Origin of the sequence: Pseudomonas sp. NFPP12 (assembly GCF_900103205.1) — a bacterium.
GTDB classification, from domain to species: domain Bacteria; phylum Pseudomonadota; class Gammaproteobacteria; order Pseudomonadales; family Pseudomonadaceae; genus Aquipseudomonas; species Aquipseudomonas protegens.
In genome coordinates this window covers 568,374-584,769 of sequence record NZ_FMWW01000005.1, presented here as the reverse complement: position 1 = coordinate 584,769, position 16,396 = coordinate 568,374, and the positions used below count along the sequence as shown (strand labels likewise).

Below are 16,396 nucleotides of genomic sequence, written 5' to 3'. Positions count from 1 at the left end.
TTGACCGAAATTCGCCCCTTAAAGAGGCATGGCGCCCCGTTGCGGGGCGCCATCCGGTTTCAGCTGGCAGGCGGGGTAGGGGCGTAGCGCTGCAGGACCTTGAGCATGTCCTCGCGTTTTTTCCGGGCAATGGCTTCCAGCAATATTGCGTAGCCCTTTTTCTCGCAGTGCTGGCCGACATTCGGGTCGGCGCCTTTCTCCAGCAGCAGAGTGAACATCTCCAGGGTGTCCTGCTGGCTGACGGAGGGCGACTGGGCGTCGGCGGAGGTCTTGTCGGCGACCAGGGTCAGCAGGCTTTCGCCGACGGGCTGGTTGTTGCAAACGGCACGGCCGTAGCTCAGGTTGAGGTTGGCGCCGGCCGCTATCAACTGCTTCATGGCCACGTAGTTGTTGCCCGAGAAGGCCCGGTACAGTGCGGTTTCGCCGTCATTCTTGTTGCGCAGGTCGAGGTTCTGCGGGTACTGCAGCAGCCAGCTGAAGCCTTGCAGGCTGCGCTTGTTCTCGGCCATCTGCATCAGTGGCGTCACGCCCTGGCTGTCGGGTTCGTCGATGGCCACGCCAGCCTCGATGAGGAACTTCAGGCGCCCGCCCTGGCTCAGGTCGGGGCTGTCGCCCAGGTCGCGGCGCATGGCCAGGGTCGCCAGGGTGGTCCAGTTGTACAGGCCGCTGGTGTGGGCGCCGTGCTCCAGCAGCAGCCGGGCGATGTCCAGGTGCGGTGCGTCCAGGGCGTGCAACAAGGCGCTGCGGCCATCGTCGGCCATGACCTCGCCGCTGATGCCACTGGCCAGCAGGCGCTGCACTTCGCTCAGGTCGCCGGCATCCGCGGCGGCCACCAGCGGCCAGAAGGCCTGGCAGTCCCGGGGGTTGGCGGCGTTCAGGCCCAAGCGCTGCAGCACCCGGGGTGGGATGCTCATCTGGCGCTTCAGGCGCAGGCCGCAATACACCCGGTAGCCCTCGATGGCCCGGCCCTGGTGGATGTTGTCCTGCGTGCGTTGTTGGTAGATCGCCCAGTCCAGGTCCGCCAGGTTGAGGTAGGTCGGCATGCGCCCCGGGTCGCGGTGCAGCACCTCTTTGAGCCAGGGGCGGGCGGTTTGCAGCTGCCCGGCTTCGCTGGTCCAGTAGGCGATGTCGTTGAGCAGGCCGGCGTATTCACGGCGCTCGGTGGCGATGCTGCGAAAGTCATGGGTGACGAAGAAGTCTTCCACTTCGCGGATGCCCGGCAGTTTGTCCTTGGCCGTGCGCAGTTGTTCGTGCAGCGCGCGGAACTCTTTCCACAGGCTGTCCGGGGTCGAGGCTGGCGCAGGCACAAAGGCATTGACGGTGATCGGCCCGCTGCCTTGGGTGAAGGGGCGGAACCACGGCGGGAATGTCTCCAGGGCCTGCAACCACTGCCGCGCGGTTTCCTCGCTGATGGGTTGCAACGGGGTGAATTCCATCTGGCCAAGGTCCTGGCGGTGACTGATGGCCAGCAGCGGGTGTTGCGGATCGCGCTGGTCGATCAGCAGGTAGCGCCCGCTAAGTTGCCACTCGGATGGCTCCTTGCACTGGAAGCTCAGGGGCGTCAGGGTGATGCCGGGGGCCAGGCTGTTGCTCGTGGGCCAGATGTCGCTGACCTGGATGTCATCGCCCGGGCTCACACAGGCCCGCAGCTCTTCAGGGCTGAACAGGGCCATCGGCGGCGACTTGTAGACCCGCTGCCGGTACTGCAGGTCTTGATAGCCATTGAAGTAGAACAGCCCGCGGTACTGGCTCAGGACAATCCGCAGCGGCATTCGCGCCAAGCCCGGCAGGGGGAAAGGCTTGAGCTCCAGGGTGGCGGTTTCCGGGGAGTCGAGGACGAAGTTGCGGCGCATTCCCGACCATTTGAACCAGGCCAGGTCCACATCGAAGGCCTGGGCCACGGGGGCGGCAACCAGCAGTGCCAGCGCCAGGCCAAGCCCGCGAATGCCGTTGCGCCGGGCGATGGCGGTCAATAGGTTCACGTGTGCAGTCCCTTGCCGGTAGAAAGCCCGGCAATGTAATGCAATCGGCGCCGTTGTGCCGGGCTTTGTTTCTGGAGCGAAGCGGGCTCGGCGCCACGCCTCACAGACGAAACGCCGTCGCCGGCGGTGGCGGCGCAAAGCCTTGCAGCACCTTGAGCATGTCGTCGCGCTTGCGCCGGGCCATGATCTCCAGCAGCCAGGTGTAGCCGTTGTTCTTGCAGTAGCGGCCGACGTTGGGGTCGGCGCCACGTTGTAGCAGCAGGGTGAACATGTCCAGGCTCTCTTGCTGGCTGACCCAGGGATTGATGACCTCGGGCGAGCCCTGTTCGGCGACGATCATCAGCAGGCTTTGGCGAATCGGCTGCTGTGCGCAGAAATCGCGGCCGTAGCTCAGGTTGAGGTTGGCACCGGCCTCTATCAGTTCTCTGGCAGCGGCGTAGTTGCCGCCCCTGAGCGCCAGAAACAGTGCGGTTTCGCCGTCTGGCCCGCTGCGCTTGTCGAGGTCTTGCGGGTGTTGCAGCAACCAGTTGAAGCGCTCGATGTCGTCGCGTTCCTTGGCCATTTGCTGAAGTGCAGTGCCGCCCTGGGCATCCTGCTCATCGATCGCGGCACCGGCCTGCAACAGGAACCCAAGGCGCTTGGCCTGGCTCAGGTCCGGGTTGTCCTTGAGGTCGCGGCGCATGGCCAGGACCACCTGGGTGCGGCCGTTGTATTGGCCCTGGGGGCGGGCGCCATGGGCCAGCAACAGCCGGGCAATGTCGAGGTCGGGTTTGTCCAGCGCGTGCAACAGCGCCGGGCGCCCATCGGCGGCGATGACGTCGCCGCGCAGGCCATTGTGCAGCAGACGCCGGACTTCGGCCTGGTCACCCTGGTCCACTGCCGTCACCAGTGGCCAGGAGCTCTGGCAGGCCTGCTCGCTGGCAACCTCCAGGCCCAGACGTTGGCTAACCCTGGCGGGCACCCCGAGCTGGCGTTGCAGACGCAGCCCGCAGTACAGCCGATAGTTTTCCATGGCCCGGCCCAGGTGCCGGGTGTCCGCTGGCTCCTGTTCGTACAGGCGCCAGTCCAGGTCCGCCAGATTGAGGTAGGTAGGCATGCGGTTGGGGTCGCGGCTCAGTACATAGGCCAGCCAGGGCCGGGCGCTCTGCAACTGGCCGGCCTCGGTGGCCCAATAGGCGATGTCGTTGAGCAGGCCCGGGTAGGTACTGCGCTCGGGGGCGATAGCGCGAAAGTCATGGCGGGTGAAGAAGACTTGCACCCGGGATATGCCCGGAGCCTTGTCCTTGGCGTCGCGCAATTGCGCGTGCAGTTGGCGAAATTCTGTCCAGACCTGCTCCGCGCTGGGCGGCAGCGCATAGGGCTTGACGCTGAGCTGGCCGCTGCTGGCGTCAAAGGGCTCCAGCAACTTTGGATATTTCTGCAGGGCTTGTAGCCATTGCTGCTGGACCTCGGCGCTGATGGGTTGCTGCGGGGTGAAGTCGATCCGTGCCTCGCCCTGGCGCTGACCGATGGCCAGCAACGGCCGCTGGGGATCGCGGCTGTCCACCAGCAGATAGCGATTGCTCAACTCCCAGCCTGGGCTCTGGCAGTCGAAACTCAGTTTGGTCAGGCTCAGGGCGGCTTCCAGCTGCTTGCTCGACGGCCAGTTGTCCGAGGCCCCAACGGGTTGCTGCTCGGGCACGCAGGCCTGTAGTTCCTGGGCGTTGAACAGCGGCAGGGGCGGCGACTTGTAGACCCGCTGCCGGTACTGCCCATCCGCATAGCCGTTGAGATAGAACAGGCCGTGGTATTGGCTGAGGATCACTCGGGCTGGCGCTTGGGCCAGCCCGGGCAGGGGGAAGGGTTCGAGTTGCAGCGTGGCGGTTTCCGGATCGTCCAGGAGGATGCCGTTCTGCATCTCCCACCAGCGGATCTTCGACAGGTCGAACGCCTGGGCGACAGGGACGCCAGCCAGCAGCACCAGTGCCAGGCAAAGCCTGCGAATGCCGATGGCGTGTGTGAATAGGTTCAAGCGTGCAGTCCCTTGCCGGTAGAAAGGTCGGCAATGTAATGCAATCGCCAGCGTTGTGCCGGGGTTTTTGTCAGGGCCGGAACTGGCTCGGCGCCACGCCGCTCCAGCGGATGAAAGCATGGCGAAAGCTCGCGGTTTCGCTGAAGCCCAGGGCCTCGGCGATGCGGTAGATGGGCATCTGGTCTTCGCAGAGCATCTGCTTGGCGCGCTCGAAGCGCAGCTCGTCCAGCAGTTCCTGATAGCTGCACCCCAGGTCCCGCAGGTGGCGGCGCAGGGTCCGGGCCGAGCAGTTCATCTGTTCCGCCAGCCCTTCCAGGCCCGGTGCGGCGTCCAGCTGCGCCGCCAGCAACTGGCGGATGCGCCCCAGCCAGGCCTGGCGCCCGGTGAACTCGGTGTTCTGCTTGCGGCAGCGTTCGGCCATGGCCTGGTGGGTGATCACGTCCGCCAGGGGCAGGGGTTGGTCCAGCCAGCGCTGGTCGAAGGCGAAGGCGTTGCTGCTGGCGTTGAATTGCAGCGGGCAGTCGAAAGGCTCGCGGTAGCGTTGCTGATAGTCCGGGGCCGGGTAGTCGAAGCGTGCGCCCAGTAGCGGCAGGGCGTGGCCCAGCAGGTCGTCGCAGATGACCTTCAGCGATACCAGGCAGAACTCGGTATTGAACGCGGCCAGGGCCGGGCTTTCGCGGTAGTCGGCGGCGGTCAGCCAGATGCGCGAACCGTCGGTTTCCAGGCTCAGTTCGAAAAGTGTTCCCATCAGCGCCGGATAGCGCAGCGCCAGGCGCAAAGCGTCACCTAAGGTGGCACTGGTGAGCAGGGCATAGCCGAGCATGCCGTAGGAGGAAACGTGCATGCGCCGGCCCAGTTCCAGGCCGATGTCCCGTTGCAAGGCCACGGCGTTGGCGCACACCAGCATTTCCTGGTTGGTGGTGATGCGAGTGTCGGCGCGGCTCAGGTCGGCGGGGTTTATACCGCTGCCGGCCAACAGCGCGCCGCCGGCCTGGCCCTGGTCCTTGAAGGTATTGAGGATCAGGGAAACCGCATTGAGGGTGGTGAGGTGCGAGTGCAGCATGCGCAGATTCCAGCCTGGGAAAGACCCTTAACCGGAGCAAGTTGCATGCCGCCCGCGATCAGGCCTGCGGTTTGCCGGCCAGCGACATGCGGCATTCCCGGCGTTGTGTGGCTAGTGACTTGGCGCATCGATTGGTGCAACCTGCCTGCCATTCACCGCCTGAGGTGGCGGTGCAGCAACCCCGATAAAGGACTATGTATGACCCTCATTCCTGCGCGTTCCCTGCTTCTGGTGTCCGGCTTGCTCCTGAGTTCGCTGTGCCTGGCCGAGGCTGAGCCAGGCAGCGAAAGCACCATCAAGGACTCTGCCAAGTCAGCCGTCTCGTCAGCCATCTCGGCAGGCAAGAACCTCTTGGGCGGCGTCAGCGAAGGTGTGCTCGATGGTCGCCAATCGGCGCAAGGCGTCGACGGTGCGTCGATCATTTCCTCCCGTGAGCAAATGAAAGGCCGCGTTGAGGTCCAGGTATTGAAGACCGAAGCCGTCGGCGACAGCTTCAACGTCACCCTGGGTTTCAAGAACAGCAGCGACAGCCAGTTGCGGCTGATCAACCTCAAGCAGACCGGCGCCCTGCTGGCGATCGACCAGGACGGTTACGCCAACAACCTGACTGTCAGCCTCGACAACCCGGACGAAGTCACCATCCCGGCCAAGGCAGCAGTGCGGCAGAAGTTCGTGTTTGAAGGGCCGATCGAGAGCTCGAGTTCGGTGCGGGTCTGGGGCCAGGATTACTCGGTCAAAAAGTAACCTGACAGCCACCCCTTGCTCGTCGTCGAGCCGGCAGCTACCGCAGTAGCCACCGGCTCCCGAGCGCGAGCTTCAGCTCAACTCGCCACACAGATCGAGTTCGACCAGGCGCCGCACTTCGGCGCTTTCCAGCCCGGCACCGAGCAGCGCATTGAGCTTGCCGAACGCCGCTTCGCGAGTCATGCCGCCACCGGACAGCACGCCCACGCCGCGCAGGCGGCTGCCGGCTTCGTAGATGTCCAGCTCGACGCCGCCTTCATGGCACTGGGTCACCGCCACCACCACGATGCCTTGCTGCTGTGCGCGCTTGAGACTGGCCAGGAACGCCGGGTTGTCGCTGGGCCCGGTGCCACTGCCGAAGCATTCCAGGACCAGGGCCTGGATGCCGCTGTCGAGCACACCGTCCAGCAGCTCGGCGCCGATGCCGGGGAACAGGGGCAGCACGCCGACCTTGGCCAGTTGCCTGGCTTGGCGGTAATCCAGCCCGGCGGGAATCGCCTCGGCCCTGGCGCCGCCGCCATTGCGCTTCAGGGCGGCGAACGGGTGACGGCCGAAGCTGCGGATTTTCGCGCAGCGGGTCGGTGCCAGCAGCTCGCCGTGGAAGTACAGGTGCACCCCCGGGGCCAGGCCCTGGCCCAGGGCTGACAGGGCGCCGCTGAGGTTTTCCCAGGCATCGCTGTCGGACACGCCGGCCGGCAGCATCGAGCCGGTGAACACCACGGGCGCCGGCAGGCCCAGCAACTGGAAGCTCATGGCGGCGGCGCTGTAGGCCAGGGTATCGGTGCCATGGAGGATCAGCACGCTGTCGCAGCCCTGGTCCACGGCTTCGACCACCGCTTCACGCAGGCGCTGCCAGTAGTCGGGGGTCATGTTGGCGCTGTCGATCAGCGGCGCCATCTCGCGAAAGCGCCAGGCCGGCAGCACCAGCCCGGGCTGGCTGTCGAGGTAGGCGCGCATGCGCACGTCGAAACCCGAGGCCGGGGCCAGGCCGTCGGCGCTGGCCTGCATGCCGATGGTGCCGCCGGTGTAGAGCACCATGACGTGCTGGGCGCCAGGGTAGGTCGAAGGGGTCATGGGATTCTCCGAAACGGTGAGTACCTGTGGGAGCGGGCAAGCCCGCTCGCACATTTATCGCACTGTAACCGACGGGTGCAGAGGATGCGCCCGTCGTTCACCCGTCAGCGTTGCGCTGCGGGCACGCCTTGCGGCTCGGCCTCGGCGGTGGCCGAGGGTTCGGCGGGCCAGGCCTTCAGGTCCAGGTCCAGATCGGCGAACTTGCGCGAGTCGAACACCGGCTGGGCGACGCCGGCGCGGCGCTGCTCGTCGTAGTCGCGCATCACCCGCAGGCCGACCTTGAACAGCATGGCCAGGGCCACCAGGTTGACGAAGGCCAGGCAGGTCATGGTGATGTCGGCGAAGGCGAACACGGTCGAAAGGTCCTGCATCGAACCCCATACCACCAGCGCCAGCACCAGGCCGCGGAACAGCATCAGCACGGTGCGGTTGCGGGTGAGGAACTGCAGGCTGTTCTCGCCCAGGTAGTAGTTGTAGAGGATGCAGGTGAAGACGAACAGCGACAGCGCGACGCTGACGAACAGGCGACCCCAGTCACCGACCACGGCGGCCAGCGAGTTCTGGGTCAGAACAATGCCGTCGCCTTCGAAGCCCGGGGTGTAGAAGCCCGACAGCAGGATCAGCAGCGCGGTGCAGGTGCAGATCACGAAGGTGTCGAGGAACACGCTGAAGGCCTGGACCACGCCCTGGGCGCCCGGGTGCTTCACGGCGGCCACGGCAGCGACGTTGGGCGCACTGCCCAGGCCCGCTTCGTTGGCGAACACGCCACGCTTCACGCCCATGACGATGGCGCTGCCGAGCAGGCCGCCGAAGGCCGGGTCGAGGCCGAAGGCGCTCTTGATGATGGTCTCCAGCATGGCCGGCACTTGTTCGATCTGGGTGCCGATCACGTACAGGGTCACGGCGATATAGGCCAGGGTCTTGATCGGGACCAGCAGGTCGGACACTGCGGCGATGCGCTTGATGCCGCCGATGAAGGTGATGGCCAGCAGCACCGCCAGGACGATGCCGGTGTGGCTTGGGTCGAAGGCAAAGGCGTCCTGCAGCGAGTGCGTCACGGTGTAGGACTGCAGGCCGATGAAGGCGAAGCCGTAGGTGACCAGCAGCAGGATGGAGAACACCACCGCCATGCCTTTGCGCTTCAGGCCGTGCTCGATGTAGTAGGCCGGGCCGCCGCGGTACAGGCCGTCGCCGTCGGCGCGTTTGTAGACCTGGGCCAGGGTGCATTCGAAGAAGCTGCTGGACATGCCGACCAGTGCGGTCACCCACATCCAGAACACCGCGCCCGGGCCACCCAGGGTCACGGCGATGCCGACGCCTGCAATGTTGCCCGCGCCGACCCGGCCGGCGAGGCTGAGCATCAACGCCTGGAACGAGCTGAGCTGGCCGCCGCTGCTTTTCAGGCTGTCGCGGAACACCGCGAACATGTGGAGGAAGTGGCGCAATTGAACGAAACGCGAGCGGATCGTGAAGTAGCTGCCGAGCCCGACAATGAGCACGATCAGCACTTTCCCTGAGAGGAAGTCGTTGATGACTTCGAGCATGGATTATTCCTCGCTGTTTTTTGTGTAGGCAAAAGCAGAGCAGACGGAAACATTCTGTTACACCGCTGATTGCACGCACGGCAAAGCGGTGGGGCGATTGTTCGTCCCGGTTCTCTATTCGCGGGTTGTTATTAGTTCGGGTTTCCCGTGGGTTTGAGCCTCGTTACCGACGGCTGTCCACGTGAAGAGGGGGCGCACTATACCGGTGCGCGGGCTCGCCGTCTGCATGTAGCGCGTCGAGCCGAGGAACGGCAGGCTGTACGGGGGGCTGAATCGGTTCTTGTCGCGCCCCGCAAAACCCCGCGAACAGGGGCCCCAAGGGGCCCGCATCATCCTCGCGATACTGTTGCCAACCGTAGGAGCTGGCTTGCCAGCGAAGGGGCCCGTTTGAGCGGCGCCGGTCTTGAGGGCCTGTTCGCCGGCAAGCCGGCTCCTACGGGATTACAGCCAGAATTCCTCTCGGCGTTCTTGGAAGTCCTTCAGTTCACCTTGTTCCAGTAATTGCCGAATCCACGGCCCCAGCAGATCCAGCGAGCTGTCCAGAGGGGTGGGCCGGTGCCAGCGCAGCGGCACCCGGGCAAAGCGCTGCTGGTTGGCGCTGACTTTTTCCAGGATCTGCCGGTCCTGCTTGAGGATCACCTTGAACAAGGGTTGCAGCACAGCGCGCTTGAGCCAACCCGGCAGGCGCCCGCGGGCCGTGGCGATGCGGGCGAACAGGCGCAGTTCGCCCTCGGCGGCCGGGCTGAGCCAGGCGCTGACCAGCAGGTTGAGCCGGCCCTGACGGTCGCGGTATTCGATTTCCGCCAGCCCCGGCAGGCGAAAGCGCCCCATGCTGAGACCGCGTTCGCCTTCGAACAGCCGCGATATCAGCCCGGATTGGGTGCCTTCTTCGCTGTACTGCGCTTCAACCCCGTCTTCGAGCTGATGCACCCAGGCACGAATCCGCTGGCGCTGGCGATCGTGGCGAATCCAGCCGGCATGCACGAAATGGGTGTGGAAACCGTCGAGGAAGTTCTCCGCAGCGTCCTGCAAGCTGCACTGCACCCGGTCGCTGATCCAGAACACATCCAGGGCCTGGGCCTGCTCGGCGGCGGCCACCGGCGGGGCATTCGGCCGCTCGCTGGCGAGGCTGGCCCACACCAGCCCCTGGGCTTCGCAGCTGTGCAGGGGTTGTAGCAAGGGCTGGCTGCACCGCTGCTGCTCCTGGCCGGGCAGCTGAGTGCAACGGCCCTGGGGGTCGAAGCGCCAGCCGTGGTAGGGGCACTGGAGCTGCCCGTCGCGCACCCGCCCGGCGCTCAGTGGCGCAAAGCGGTGGGGGCAGCGGTCCGGCAGCACGGCGGCGGCGCCGTCGGCATCGCGAAACAGCACCAGCGGTACGCCGTGCAGAGTGCAGGCCAGAGGTTGGCGTTGCAGCTGCCGGCTCAGGGCGACGGGCCACCAGCCCGCGTGACTGTTCACAGTTTGAGCTTCCTCATCAGCGGTACGCCGATTCGTTGCAGCAGCAGGCCCATCAGTTGCCACACCAGGCGCCGCGACCAGGGCAGGTGGGCGACGTGGATCAGGCTGTATTCGATTTCGGGCTGGCCGCCGCGCAGGCGCTTGAAGGCGGCGGCGCCGGAGCTGAAGTTGAGCACCTGACGGCGGTTTACCGCCTCTTGCAGGCACAGCCTGGTCAGTTGCCGGTACAGGCCGGTGCGCTGGGGCAGGGCGGTGTCGTAGCCGACGATGGGGGTGCTGATCAGCGCGCTGTTGGCGAACCAGCCCAAGGCGCCGTCAATGCGCCCTTCGGCGTTGCGCAGGGCGCGCACCTGCAGCCAGCCTTCGGCCTGCCCGCGTTGCAGCCAGTGGGCGCTGTAGTGGGGGTTCAGGCGGCTGTATTTGTCCAGGTAGAGCAGGTTGTACAGCTGCTCGATGCGCTGGAAGTCGGCCTCGCTCAGCTCGCTGCCGGGCACCACCGTATACGGGCTGCGGCGCAGCAGGGTGGCGTCCAGGCGGGTGTTGTGGTGGCGCAGGAAGGCTGAATTTTCGCCCTCGCGGCCGTCGAACAGGTACACCTGACGGCTGGGAATCGCCAGGTAGCCCAGGGCTTGCAGGCGCTTGCGCAGTGCGAGGTTGCTGAAGTCGTTGAGCGAGCGAAAGCCAAAGCCGTGGTCGGGAAACTGCCGGCGCAGCAGTTCGGTGATCGCCGGCAAATCCGAACCATCCCAGTCGGCCGGGTAGAGGTTGGTCGACAGCAGCCAGTTATTGATCTGCACCAAACGGTCGACCTTGGCCGCGCTCAGGAGCCGGTCCACGCCCTGGGTCAGCAGCCTCAAGGGCCACGCCAGCCAGGGCCGTTTCAGGCGCTGCAGTTCTTCCCGGGCATAGCCGCTGTAGGCGGTTTGCGGCGAGACCACGTAGCAGTTATCCACAGGGTCGTGGCCGTGGTTGACGCTCACCGGGAACTGCTGGCGGCCGGTGTCCAGCAGGGCCAGGGCGGTGCTGACGTTGCCGATCAGCGCGCCGCCGGCGCAGGTGCGCACGTACTGCCGGGCGTGGCTGTCGCCGGCGCTCGGGGGCTCAAGGGCCAGTTGCTCGGGCAGCAACAGCTTCATGGGCGCGGCGCTCCCAGGGGTTGGCCGTTCCACTCGATATCGGCGGTGGAGGCGGCCAGCAGCCCGCAACGGCGGGTCAGGGCGCGGCCGATGATCTCGCTCAGGCTCAGCAACTGGGCGGTCAGCGGGCCGCGATCGCCGTCCTGGACGATCACGTCCCGGGCTTGTTGGTAGTCGTGCCAGAACGTGCGGCTCAAGGCCCGTTGCGGCGCCGCCAGAAGCAGCATGGCCAGGGCGATCATCCGGGGTTCCAGGGTCGCCTCCAGCGCTGCGTCGGCTTCGCTGCCCAGCGCCGCTACCAACTGCACGCGCTGGTCGTCGAACAGGTGCACGCCGCTAGTGGCCCTGGGGTTGCACTCCAGGACATGGAAGCGGCCCTGCTGGTCTTCGATGAAGTCGAAACCCACCTGCCCGGTGTAGCCGGTGGCCTGGCCGAACTGTTCCAGAAACGCACGGATCGGCGCCGGAGCGCAGCTATGGAAGTAGATCCCCGAGCCGCGCCCGACCCGGTAGCGCGGCTGATAGCTGCTGTGGGCGCGCAACTGGCCGTCCACCAGCACACTGAAGCTGCAGTACTCCTGGCCGGGGACAAACTGCTGGGCCACCCAGGGCGCCTCGGCGCTGGGCCGGACTTTTGCCAGATGCGCCGGGCTCGGGCGGATCAGGGTCTGGGAAGCGAAGCGCGAATAGGCCGGCTTGAACACCAGGGCGTCGTGCTCCGCCGCCAGCGCCTGCACCGCAGCCAGGTCATACAGCGCCCGGGTCGGCGGCGCGGCCACGTCCCAGCCCTGGGTCATGGCAGCAAAATCGCCCTTGTGATGCAGGCGGTGCAGCAGCTCGAAGTCGCTGGTGAACACCCGACACAAAGGCCGCAGGCGCTCCAGGCCGTGGGCCAGGTAGAACACCTCTTCGCAGGTGGGCAGCAGCAGGTCGATGGCCTGTTGGCGGATGACCCCGGCCAGGGCTTCGATCCAGGCATCCGGGTCGTGGCGCGGCTCCGGCAGGCGCACGAAGTGCTCGGCGGCGCGGCTGAAGCGACTCAGGGGTTGGGCCAGGGAGTCGGCCACGGTCACCGTCCAGCCGGCTTGGCCAAAGGCCCGGGCCCACTCCAGGCAGGCCGGGGCCCGGGCGCCGAGAATCAATACACGCATGGCAGTCCCTCGGGTAGTTGCAGCATCAGCAGGCGGCGTCTTTTTGTTTGTGGCGGTGGTGCCTGCCAGTGGCCGAAGCTCAGCTGCGGCGCCTGCAGCGCTTGTTGCGCGCAGAGTTCGGCCAGGGCTTCGCTCAAGCGCTGGCACAGCCCGTGGTAGTCGCCCGAGGTACGCAGGTTGGCCTGCCAGAGCAGCCCGCGCTGGTGAATCTGGTACTCCTCCAGTTCCGCCCCGAGCATCAGCAGGGCCCGGCGCAATACGTCAGGGTAGAGCGGTGCCAGCTGCTGGCCGTCGAGCCGGGGCAGCCAGAGGATCTCGTCGGCGCGGCCTTCCACGGCGGCGATGGCCCGCTCCGCACGGCCACAGGGGCAGGGCGCGCTGGCCACCCGCAGGATGTCGTTGAGGCGATAACGCACGATCAGCTGCGTACGCCGGGAAAAGTCGGTGATGATCGGCTGGAAGCGCGTGCGCTCAGGGTCCAGCCATTGCGGCTCGATGTGCAGGTGGCTTTCATTCAGGTGCAGGGTGCCGGCCTCGCAGGTGTAGCCGAGAAAGCCTTCACTGGCCTGATAGATCTGCTGCGGCTTGCGCCCGAAGGCTTGCTGGACCAGCTCGGCGTCGGTGCTTTCCAGCACTTCGGCCACCGACAGGATGTGCCGTGGGCGGATCGTCAGCTGCCCGGCCAGGGCCGCCTGGGCCAGCCCCCGCAGCACCGTGGCCGGGGCCACCAGCACGTCCGGATGCTGCTGGTTGAGGCGTTGCAGGGACGCGGCCAGGCCCAGGGTCAGGTCATGAAAGGCGAAGTCGATACGGCGGCTGGCCAGGGTGGTGTACAGGCGGCTATTGGCCCGGAGGAAGAAGGCGATCCGCAGCGGCGCCAGCCAGGGGCACAGCAGCCGCGGCAGCAGCGCCCGGGGCAGGGTGCGCGCCAGCAGGATGCCGGCCCAGCGTTGGCGTTCCACGCTGCTGACCAGGAACACCCCCTGAGCCCCCGAGGTGCCGCTGGACAGGCCCACGGTGATGTCCCCCAGGGTCGGACTGAAGTCCCGGGAACGCTCCGCCTGCAGGGCCACCGGCAACACTTGTTCCAGGCCCAGGGCGCGGGTGTTGAAGGCAGCGAACTCGCTCATCAGGGTGGCTTTGTCCATGAGCGGCAAGCTGTGCAGGTCGCTGTTGCCCAGCCCCGCAAAGCGCTGGCCACGGGGCAGGACTTTGGCCATGAAGTGCCGCAGGCGCCGGGCCTGCCAGGCTTCCAGCCGCTCACGGCGGCGAAAGCGCAGGGCGTAGCGGCTGAACACGAAGGCGCCAATACTGCGCAGGGTACCCAGCAGGCGCTCACTGTTCATTGGCGAACGCCTCCCAGGCCTGGGTGCAATGGGACGGCAGCACCGCCACCGCCGGTTCGCGGCGAATCAGCTGGCCCAGGCCGCTGTAGGTGCGCACGTATTGCTGACGGTCGGCGCTGGCAAACCACAGTGCCGGTGCAGCGGGCAGGCGCTCGGCGCGGCAGGCCGGCACCGACCAGCAGGCGTCGGCCACCAGGAACACCGGCCGGCCCTGGGCATCGGGGATGAACAGGCCCAGCTGGCCGGCGCTGTGCCCCGGTAGCGGCACGCCGATCAGGCTGCCATCGCCGAACAGGTCCAGGCCTTGCTCGAAGGGCGCCATCCAGCTTGGCAGCGCACAGTTGGGGCTGGCTTCGGCCAGGCGCAGGCGGGCGCTGAAGTCGTCCGGCAGCAAGCCCGGCAGATGGCCGCCAAGGGTGGCGCGCCAACGCTGTCCGCGCAAGCTGTCGATATGCCGGTAATCGGCTTCAAGGGCGATAAAGCGCGCATTGGCAAAATCCCGCAGCCCGGCGATATGGTCGGCGTGGAAGTGGGAAATGATCACATGGCGGATATCCCCCGGGCCGATGCCCAGCTCATGCAGCTGCGCCCCCAGCTGCTCGACCACCGGCAACTGCACCGGCACTGCGCTGCGGTACAGGCGTTCGGGCAGGGCGCGGGTGGCCTGGAAGAAGTGCTCGGCGTAGCCGGTGTCGTACAAAATCCAGCCGTGCTCCGGGTGCTGGATCAGCCCGCACAGCGCCGGAAACTGCACCGGCGCCAGGCGCCCGCCACGGTCGGCCATGCATTCCAGGTGCTGGCACCAGCCGGCCCGGAGGATATTCAAGCTGACGCTGCGGCTCATGGTTTTTGTCTCTGTTGGGCCAGCCACCATTGGGCGTGCTGGGCGATGCCCTGGTCCTGGCTGATCACCGGGCGATAGCCCAGCTCGCGCTGGATGGCGCTGATGTCCAGGGTCTGACTGAAGGCCAGGACGCCTGCGCCGTAGCGGGTGATCAGGGGTTCGGCGCCGTTGCCCAGCCGTGCCTTGAGCTCCAGCAGGCGCGCCACGCCATGCACTAGAGGCCAGGGCAGGCGACGGGTGCGCAGGGGCAGGCGGAAGTGCTCGGCCATCTGTTGCAGCAGGTCCTTGAAGGCCAGGGGTGTGCCGTTGCTCAGGTTGTACACGCACAGCGGGCGCGGCAGGGGCCGGGTCAGGGCCAGCCACACCGCGTGCACCAGATTGTCGACGCAGGTCAGGTCCAGCTGTGCCTGGCCGCCGCGCATCAGTGGAATCGCCCCCCGTTGCATCACCCGCAGCAGGCGCGGCATCAGGGTTGCGTCCCAGGGGCCGAACACCGCCCGGGGGCGCAGGATCACGCATTCGGGCAATTTGGCGTCTGCCAGCAGGGTTTCGGCCTGGGCCTTGCTGCGGGCGTAGTCATTCACCGGTGGCGGCAGCGGCTGGTCTTCGCGGATGCCCAGGCGATCACTGAAATTGAAATACAGGCTGGGGGTGGAGATATGCACCAGCCGCGGGATGCGGTTCTTGCCGCAGGCGTGGATCACCTCGGCGGTGGAGTCGAGGTTGGCCCGGGCAAACGCTTGGGGCGAACCCCAGGGTGAAGACAAGGCGGCGCAATGCACGATGGCGTCATGCTCGCGGCTGGCATCGGCCAGCAGGCGTTTGGCCAACGGGCTGCCGTGCTCCAGGGGCAGCCAGCGCACGGGCGCCGGGCTGTGGGCAATGACTTGCGCCGCCGCCTCGGGGTTGCGCCCGCTGAACTGCACCTCGCAGCCTTCGGCGGCCAGCTTCCAGACCAGATGCCGTCCGATAAAACCGGTGCCGCCGGTGACCAGGATCTTCATCAGTACTCCAGGATCATGCCGCCGAGGGACAGGCCCGCGCCGGTGCCGATCAGCATCAGGGTTTGTCCGCGTTGAATGCGCCCGTCGCGCACCGCGATATCCAGAGCGGTGGGCAGGGACGCCGCCACCTGATTGCCATGCTGGGCAAAGATATCGATGACTTTCTCCGGCCCCAGGCTCAGGCGTTTGGCCGCATGCTGCATGGCCTGTTGGCTAGCTTGATGGGGGATGATCCAGTCGATCTGCGCAAGGGACAGTGCGGCTTGCTGCAGCAAATCGTCCAGCAGTTCGGGCAGGTGCTTGGCCGCGAGGCGGAACACGCCTTTGCCCTGCATGGTGAAACTGGTCAGGGGCTCGAACGGCACCTGGATGCGCCGCGGATGAAAGCGCGAACCGCCGGCGGGGATCTGGCACAGCGCGGCGCCTTCGGCGTAGGTCTTGAGGCGCGAGGCGAGGATCTTCGGGCCGCCGTCGCCCGCCTCCAGCACCACCGCCGCCGCACCGTCGCCGAAGATGCCGCAGACTTCCACCTGCTGCCAGTCCAGGCCGCAGGAGGCGATGTCGGCGCACACCAGCAGCACGCGCCGGTAATGCCCGGCCTGGATCGGCCAGGACAGGGTGTCCAGGGCGGCAATAAAGCCCAGGCAACTGGCGTTGATGTCCATGGCCGCAATGCCCGACTGCCCCAGGCCCAGCTCCCGTTGCAGCAGCGCCGCATTGCAGGGCATGCCCTGATCCATGGTGCCGCTGGCGCAGACGATCAGGTCCAACTGATCCAGCGCCAGGCCCGCCGCGTGCAGGGCCTGGCGCGCGGCGCTGGCGCCGAGGCTGGCGGCGGTGTCCGCAGGATCGGCGACGTGGCGCTGCTGCACCCCGCTGATGCGCGCCACGCTGCCGGTTTCCAGGCCGAGCTGGCGGTCCAGTTCAGCACTGGTGACTACCCGCTGCGGCAGGGCATGGCCCGTGCCGAGGATGGCCAGGGCGCGGGCCGGGCGAGGGGAGGACGCTGATGTGTGCATGCAAATTCCGTGTGTGGGCG

General features: G+C 66.8%; 13 protein-coding genes. 1 reads left to right on the top strand and 12 read right to left on the bottom strand.

The window, feature by feature from the left end:
• Positions 1–59 precede the first annotated feature (59 nt).
• The 3 genes from BLS75_RS23840 to BLS75_RS23830 all read right to left on the bottom strand — a co-directional run bounded on the left by BLS75_RS23840 (position 60) and on the right by BLS75_RS23830 (position 5,056).
• Positions 60–1,973 carry an ankyrin repeat domain-containing protein gene (locus BLS75_RS23840; protein ID WP_092214983.1) on the bottom strand — a complete coding sequence of 638 codons (1,914 nt, stop codon included), beginning with the start codon at positions 1,971–1,973 and terminating at the stop codon, positions 60–62.
• 109 nt (positions 1,974–2,082) lie between these two features.
• The gene (locus BLS75_RS23835; RefSeq protein ID WP_072451968.1) at positions 2,083–3,879 is read right to left on the bottom strand and encodes an ankyrin repeat domain-containing protein; all 1,797 of its coding nucleotides are present in this window, start codon (positions 3,877–3,879) and stop codon (positions 2,083–2,085) included.
• Between the two features lie 184 nt (positions 3,880–4,063).
• A complete protein-coding gene (locus BLS75_RS23830) occupies positions 4,064–5,056 on the bottom strand; it encodes an AraC family transcriptional regulator (protein ID WP_015637519.1) in 993 nt (330 codons plus the stop codon).
• Between the two features lie 198 nt (positions 5,057–5,254).
• On the opposite strand from BLS75_RS23830, the gene BLS75_RS23825 reads away from it, so the two are divergent.
• Positions 5,255–5,800 carry a hypothetical protein gene (locus BLS75_RS23825; protein WP_026020147.1) on the top strand — a complete coding sequence of 182 codons (546 nt, stop codon included), beginning with the start codon at positions 5,255–5,257 and terminating at the stop codon, positions 5,798–5,800.
• A gap of 72 nt (positions 5,801–5,872) precedes the next feature.
• Here BLS75_RS23825 and BLS75_RS23820 read toward each other — a convergent pair whose 3' ends face one another.
• From BLS75_RS23820 to BLS75_RS23780, 9 genes are all read right to left on the bottom strand, one after another.
• Positions 5,873–6,874 (bottom strand): asparaginase, encoded by a 1,002-nt coding sequence (locus BLS75_RS23820; RefSeq protein WP_072451892.1) that lies wholly within the window; start codon positions 6,872–6,874, stop codon positions 5,873–5,875.
• A gap of 104 nt (positions 6,875–6,978) precedes the next feature.
• Positions 6,979–8,418 (bottom strand): alanine/glycine:cation symporter family protein, encoded by a 1,440-nt coding sequence (locus tag BLS75_RS23815; RefSeq protein WP_011064304.1) that lies wholly within the window; start codon positions 8,416–8,418, stop codon positions 6,979–6,981.
• A gap of 441 nt (positions 8,419–8,859) precedes the next feature.
• On the bottom strand, positions 8,860–9,876 hold the full coding sequence (locus tag BLS75_RS23810) for an aromatic ring-hydroxylating oxygenase subunit alpha (RefSeq protein WP_019094627.1): 1,017 nt from the start codon (positions 9,874–9,876) through the stop codon (positions 8,860–8,862).
• Positions 9,873–11,012: a hypothetical protein gene (locus BLS75_RS23805; RefSeq protein ID WP_072451891.1), complete on the bottom strand. Its 1,140-nt coding sequence runs from the start codon at positions 11,010–11,012 to the stop codon at positions 9,873–9,875. Before BLS75_RS23805 ends, BLS75_RS23810 begins: the two co-directional genes overlap by 4 nt.
• Complete coding sequence (locus BLS75_RS23800; RefSeq protein ID WP_072451890.1) at positions 11,009–12,163, bottom strand: ATP-grasp domain-containing protein; 1,155 nt, start codon at positions 12,161–12,163, stop codon at positions 11,009–11,011. The genes BLS75_RS23805 and BLS75_RS23800 overlap by 4 nt, the downstream gene beginning before the upstream one ends.
• On the bottom strand, positions 12,151–13,509 hold the full coding sequence (locus tag BLS75_RS23795) for a F390 synthetase-related protein (protein ID WP_072451889.1): 1,359 nt from the start codon (positions 13,507–13,509) through the stop codon (positions 12,151–12,153). The genes BLS75_RS23800 and BLS75_RS23795 overlap by 13 nt, the downstream gene beginning before the upstream one ends.
• Positions 13,499–14,353, bottom strand: a complete 855-nt coding sequence (locus tag BLS75_RS23790) for an MBL fold metallo-hydrolase (RefSeq protein WP_072451888.1) — start codon at positions 14,351–14,353, stop codon at positions 13,499–13,501. Before BLS75_RS23790 ends, BLS75_RS23795 begins: the two co-directional genes overlap by 11 nt.
• The gene (locus BLS75_RS23785) at positions 14,350–15,357 is read right to left on the bottom strand and encodes an NAD-dependent epimerase/dehydratase family protein (protein WP_072451887.1); all 1,008 of its coding nucleotides are present in this window, start codon (positions 15,355–15,357) and stop codon (positions 14,350–14,352) included. The genes BLS75_RS23790 and BLS75_RS23785 overlap by 4 nt, the downstream gene beginning before the upstream one ends.
• On the bottom strand, positions 15,357–16,376 hold the full coding sequence (locus tag BLS75_RS23780; RefSeq protein ID WP_072451886.1) for a beta-ketoacyl-ACP synthase 3: 1,020 nt from the start codon (positions 16,374–16,376) through the stop codon (positions 15,357–15,359). The genes BLS75_RS23785 and BLS75_RS23780 overlap by 1 nt, the downstream gene beginning before the upstream one ends.
• Positions 16,377–16,396 lie beyond the last annotated feature (20 nt).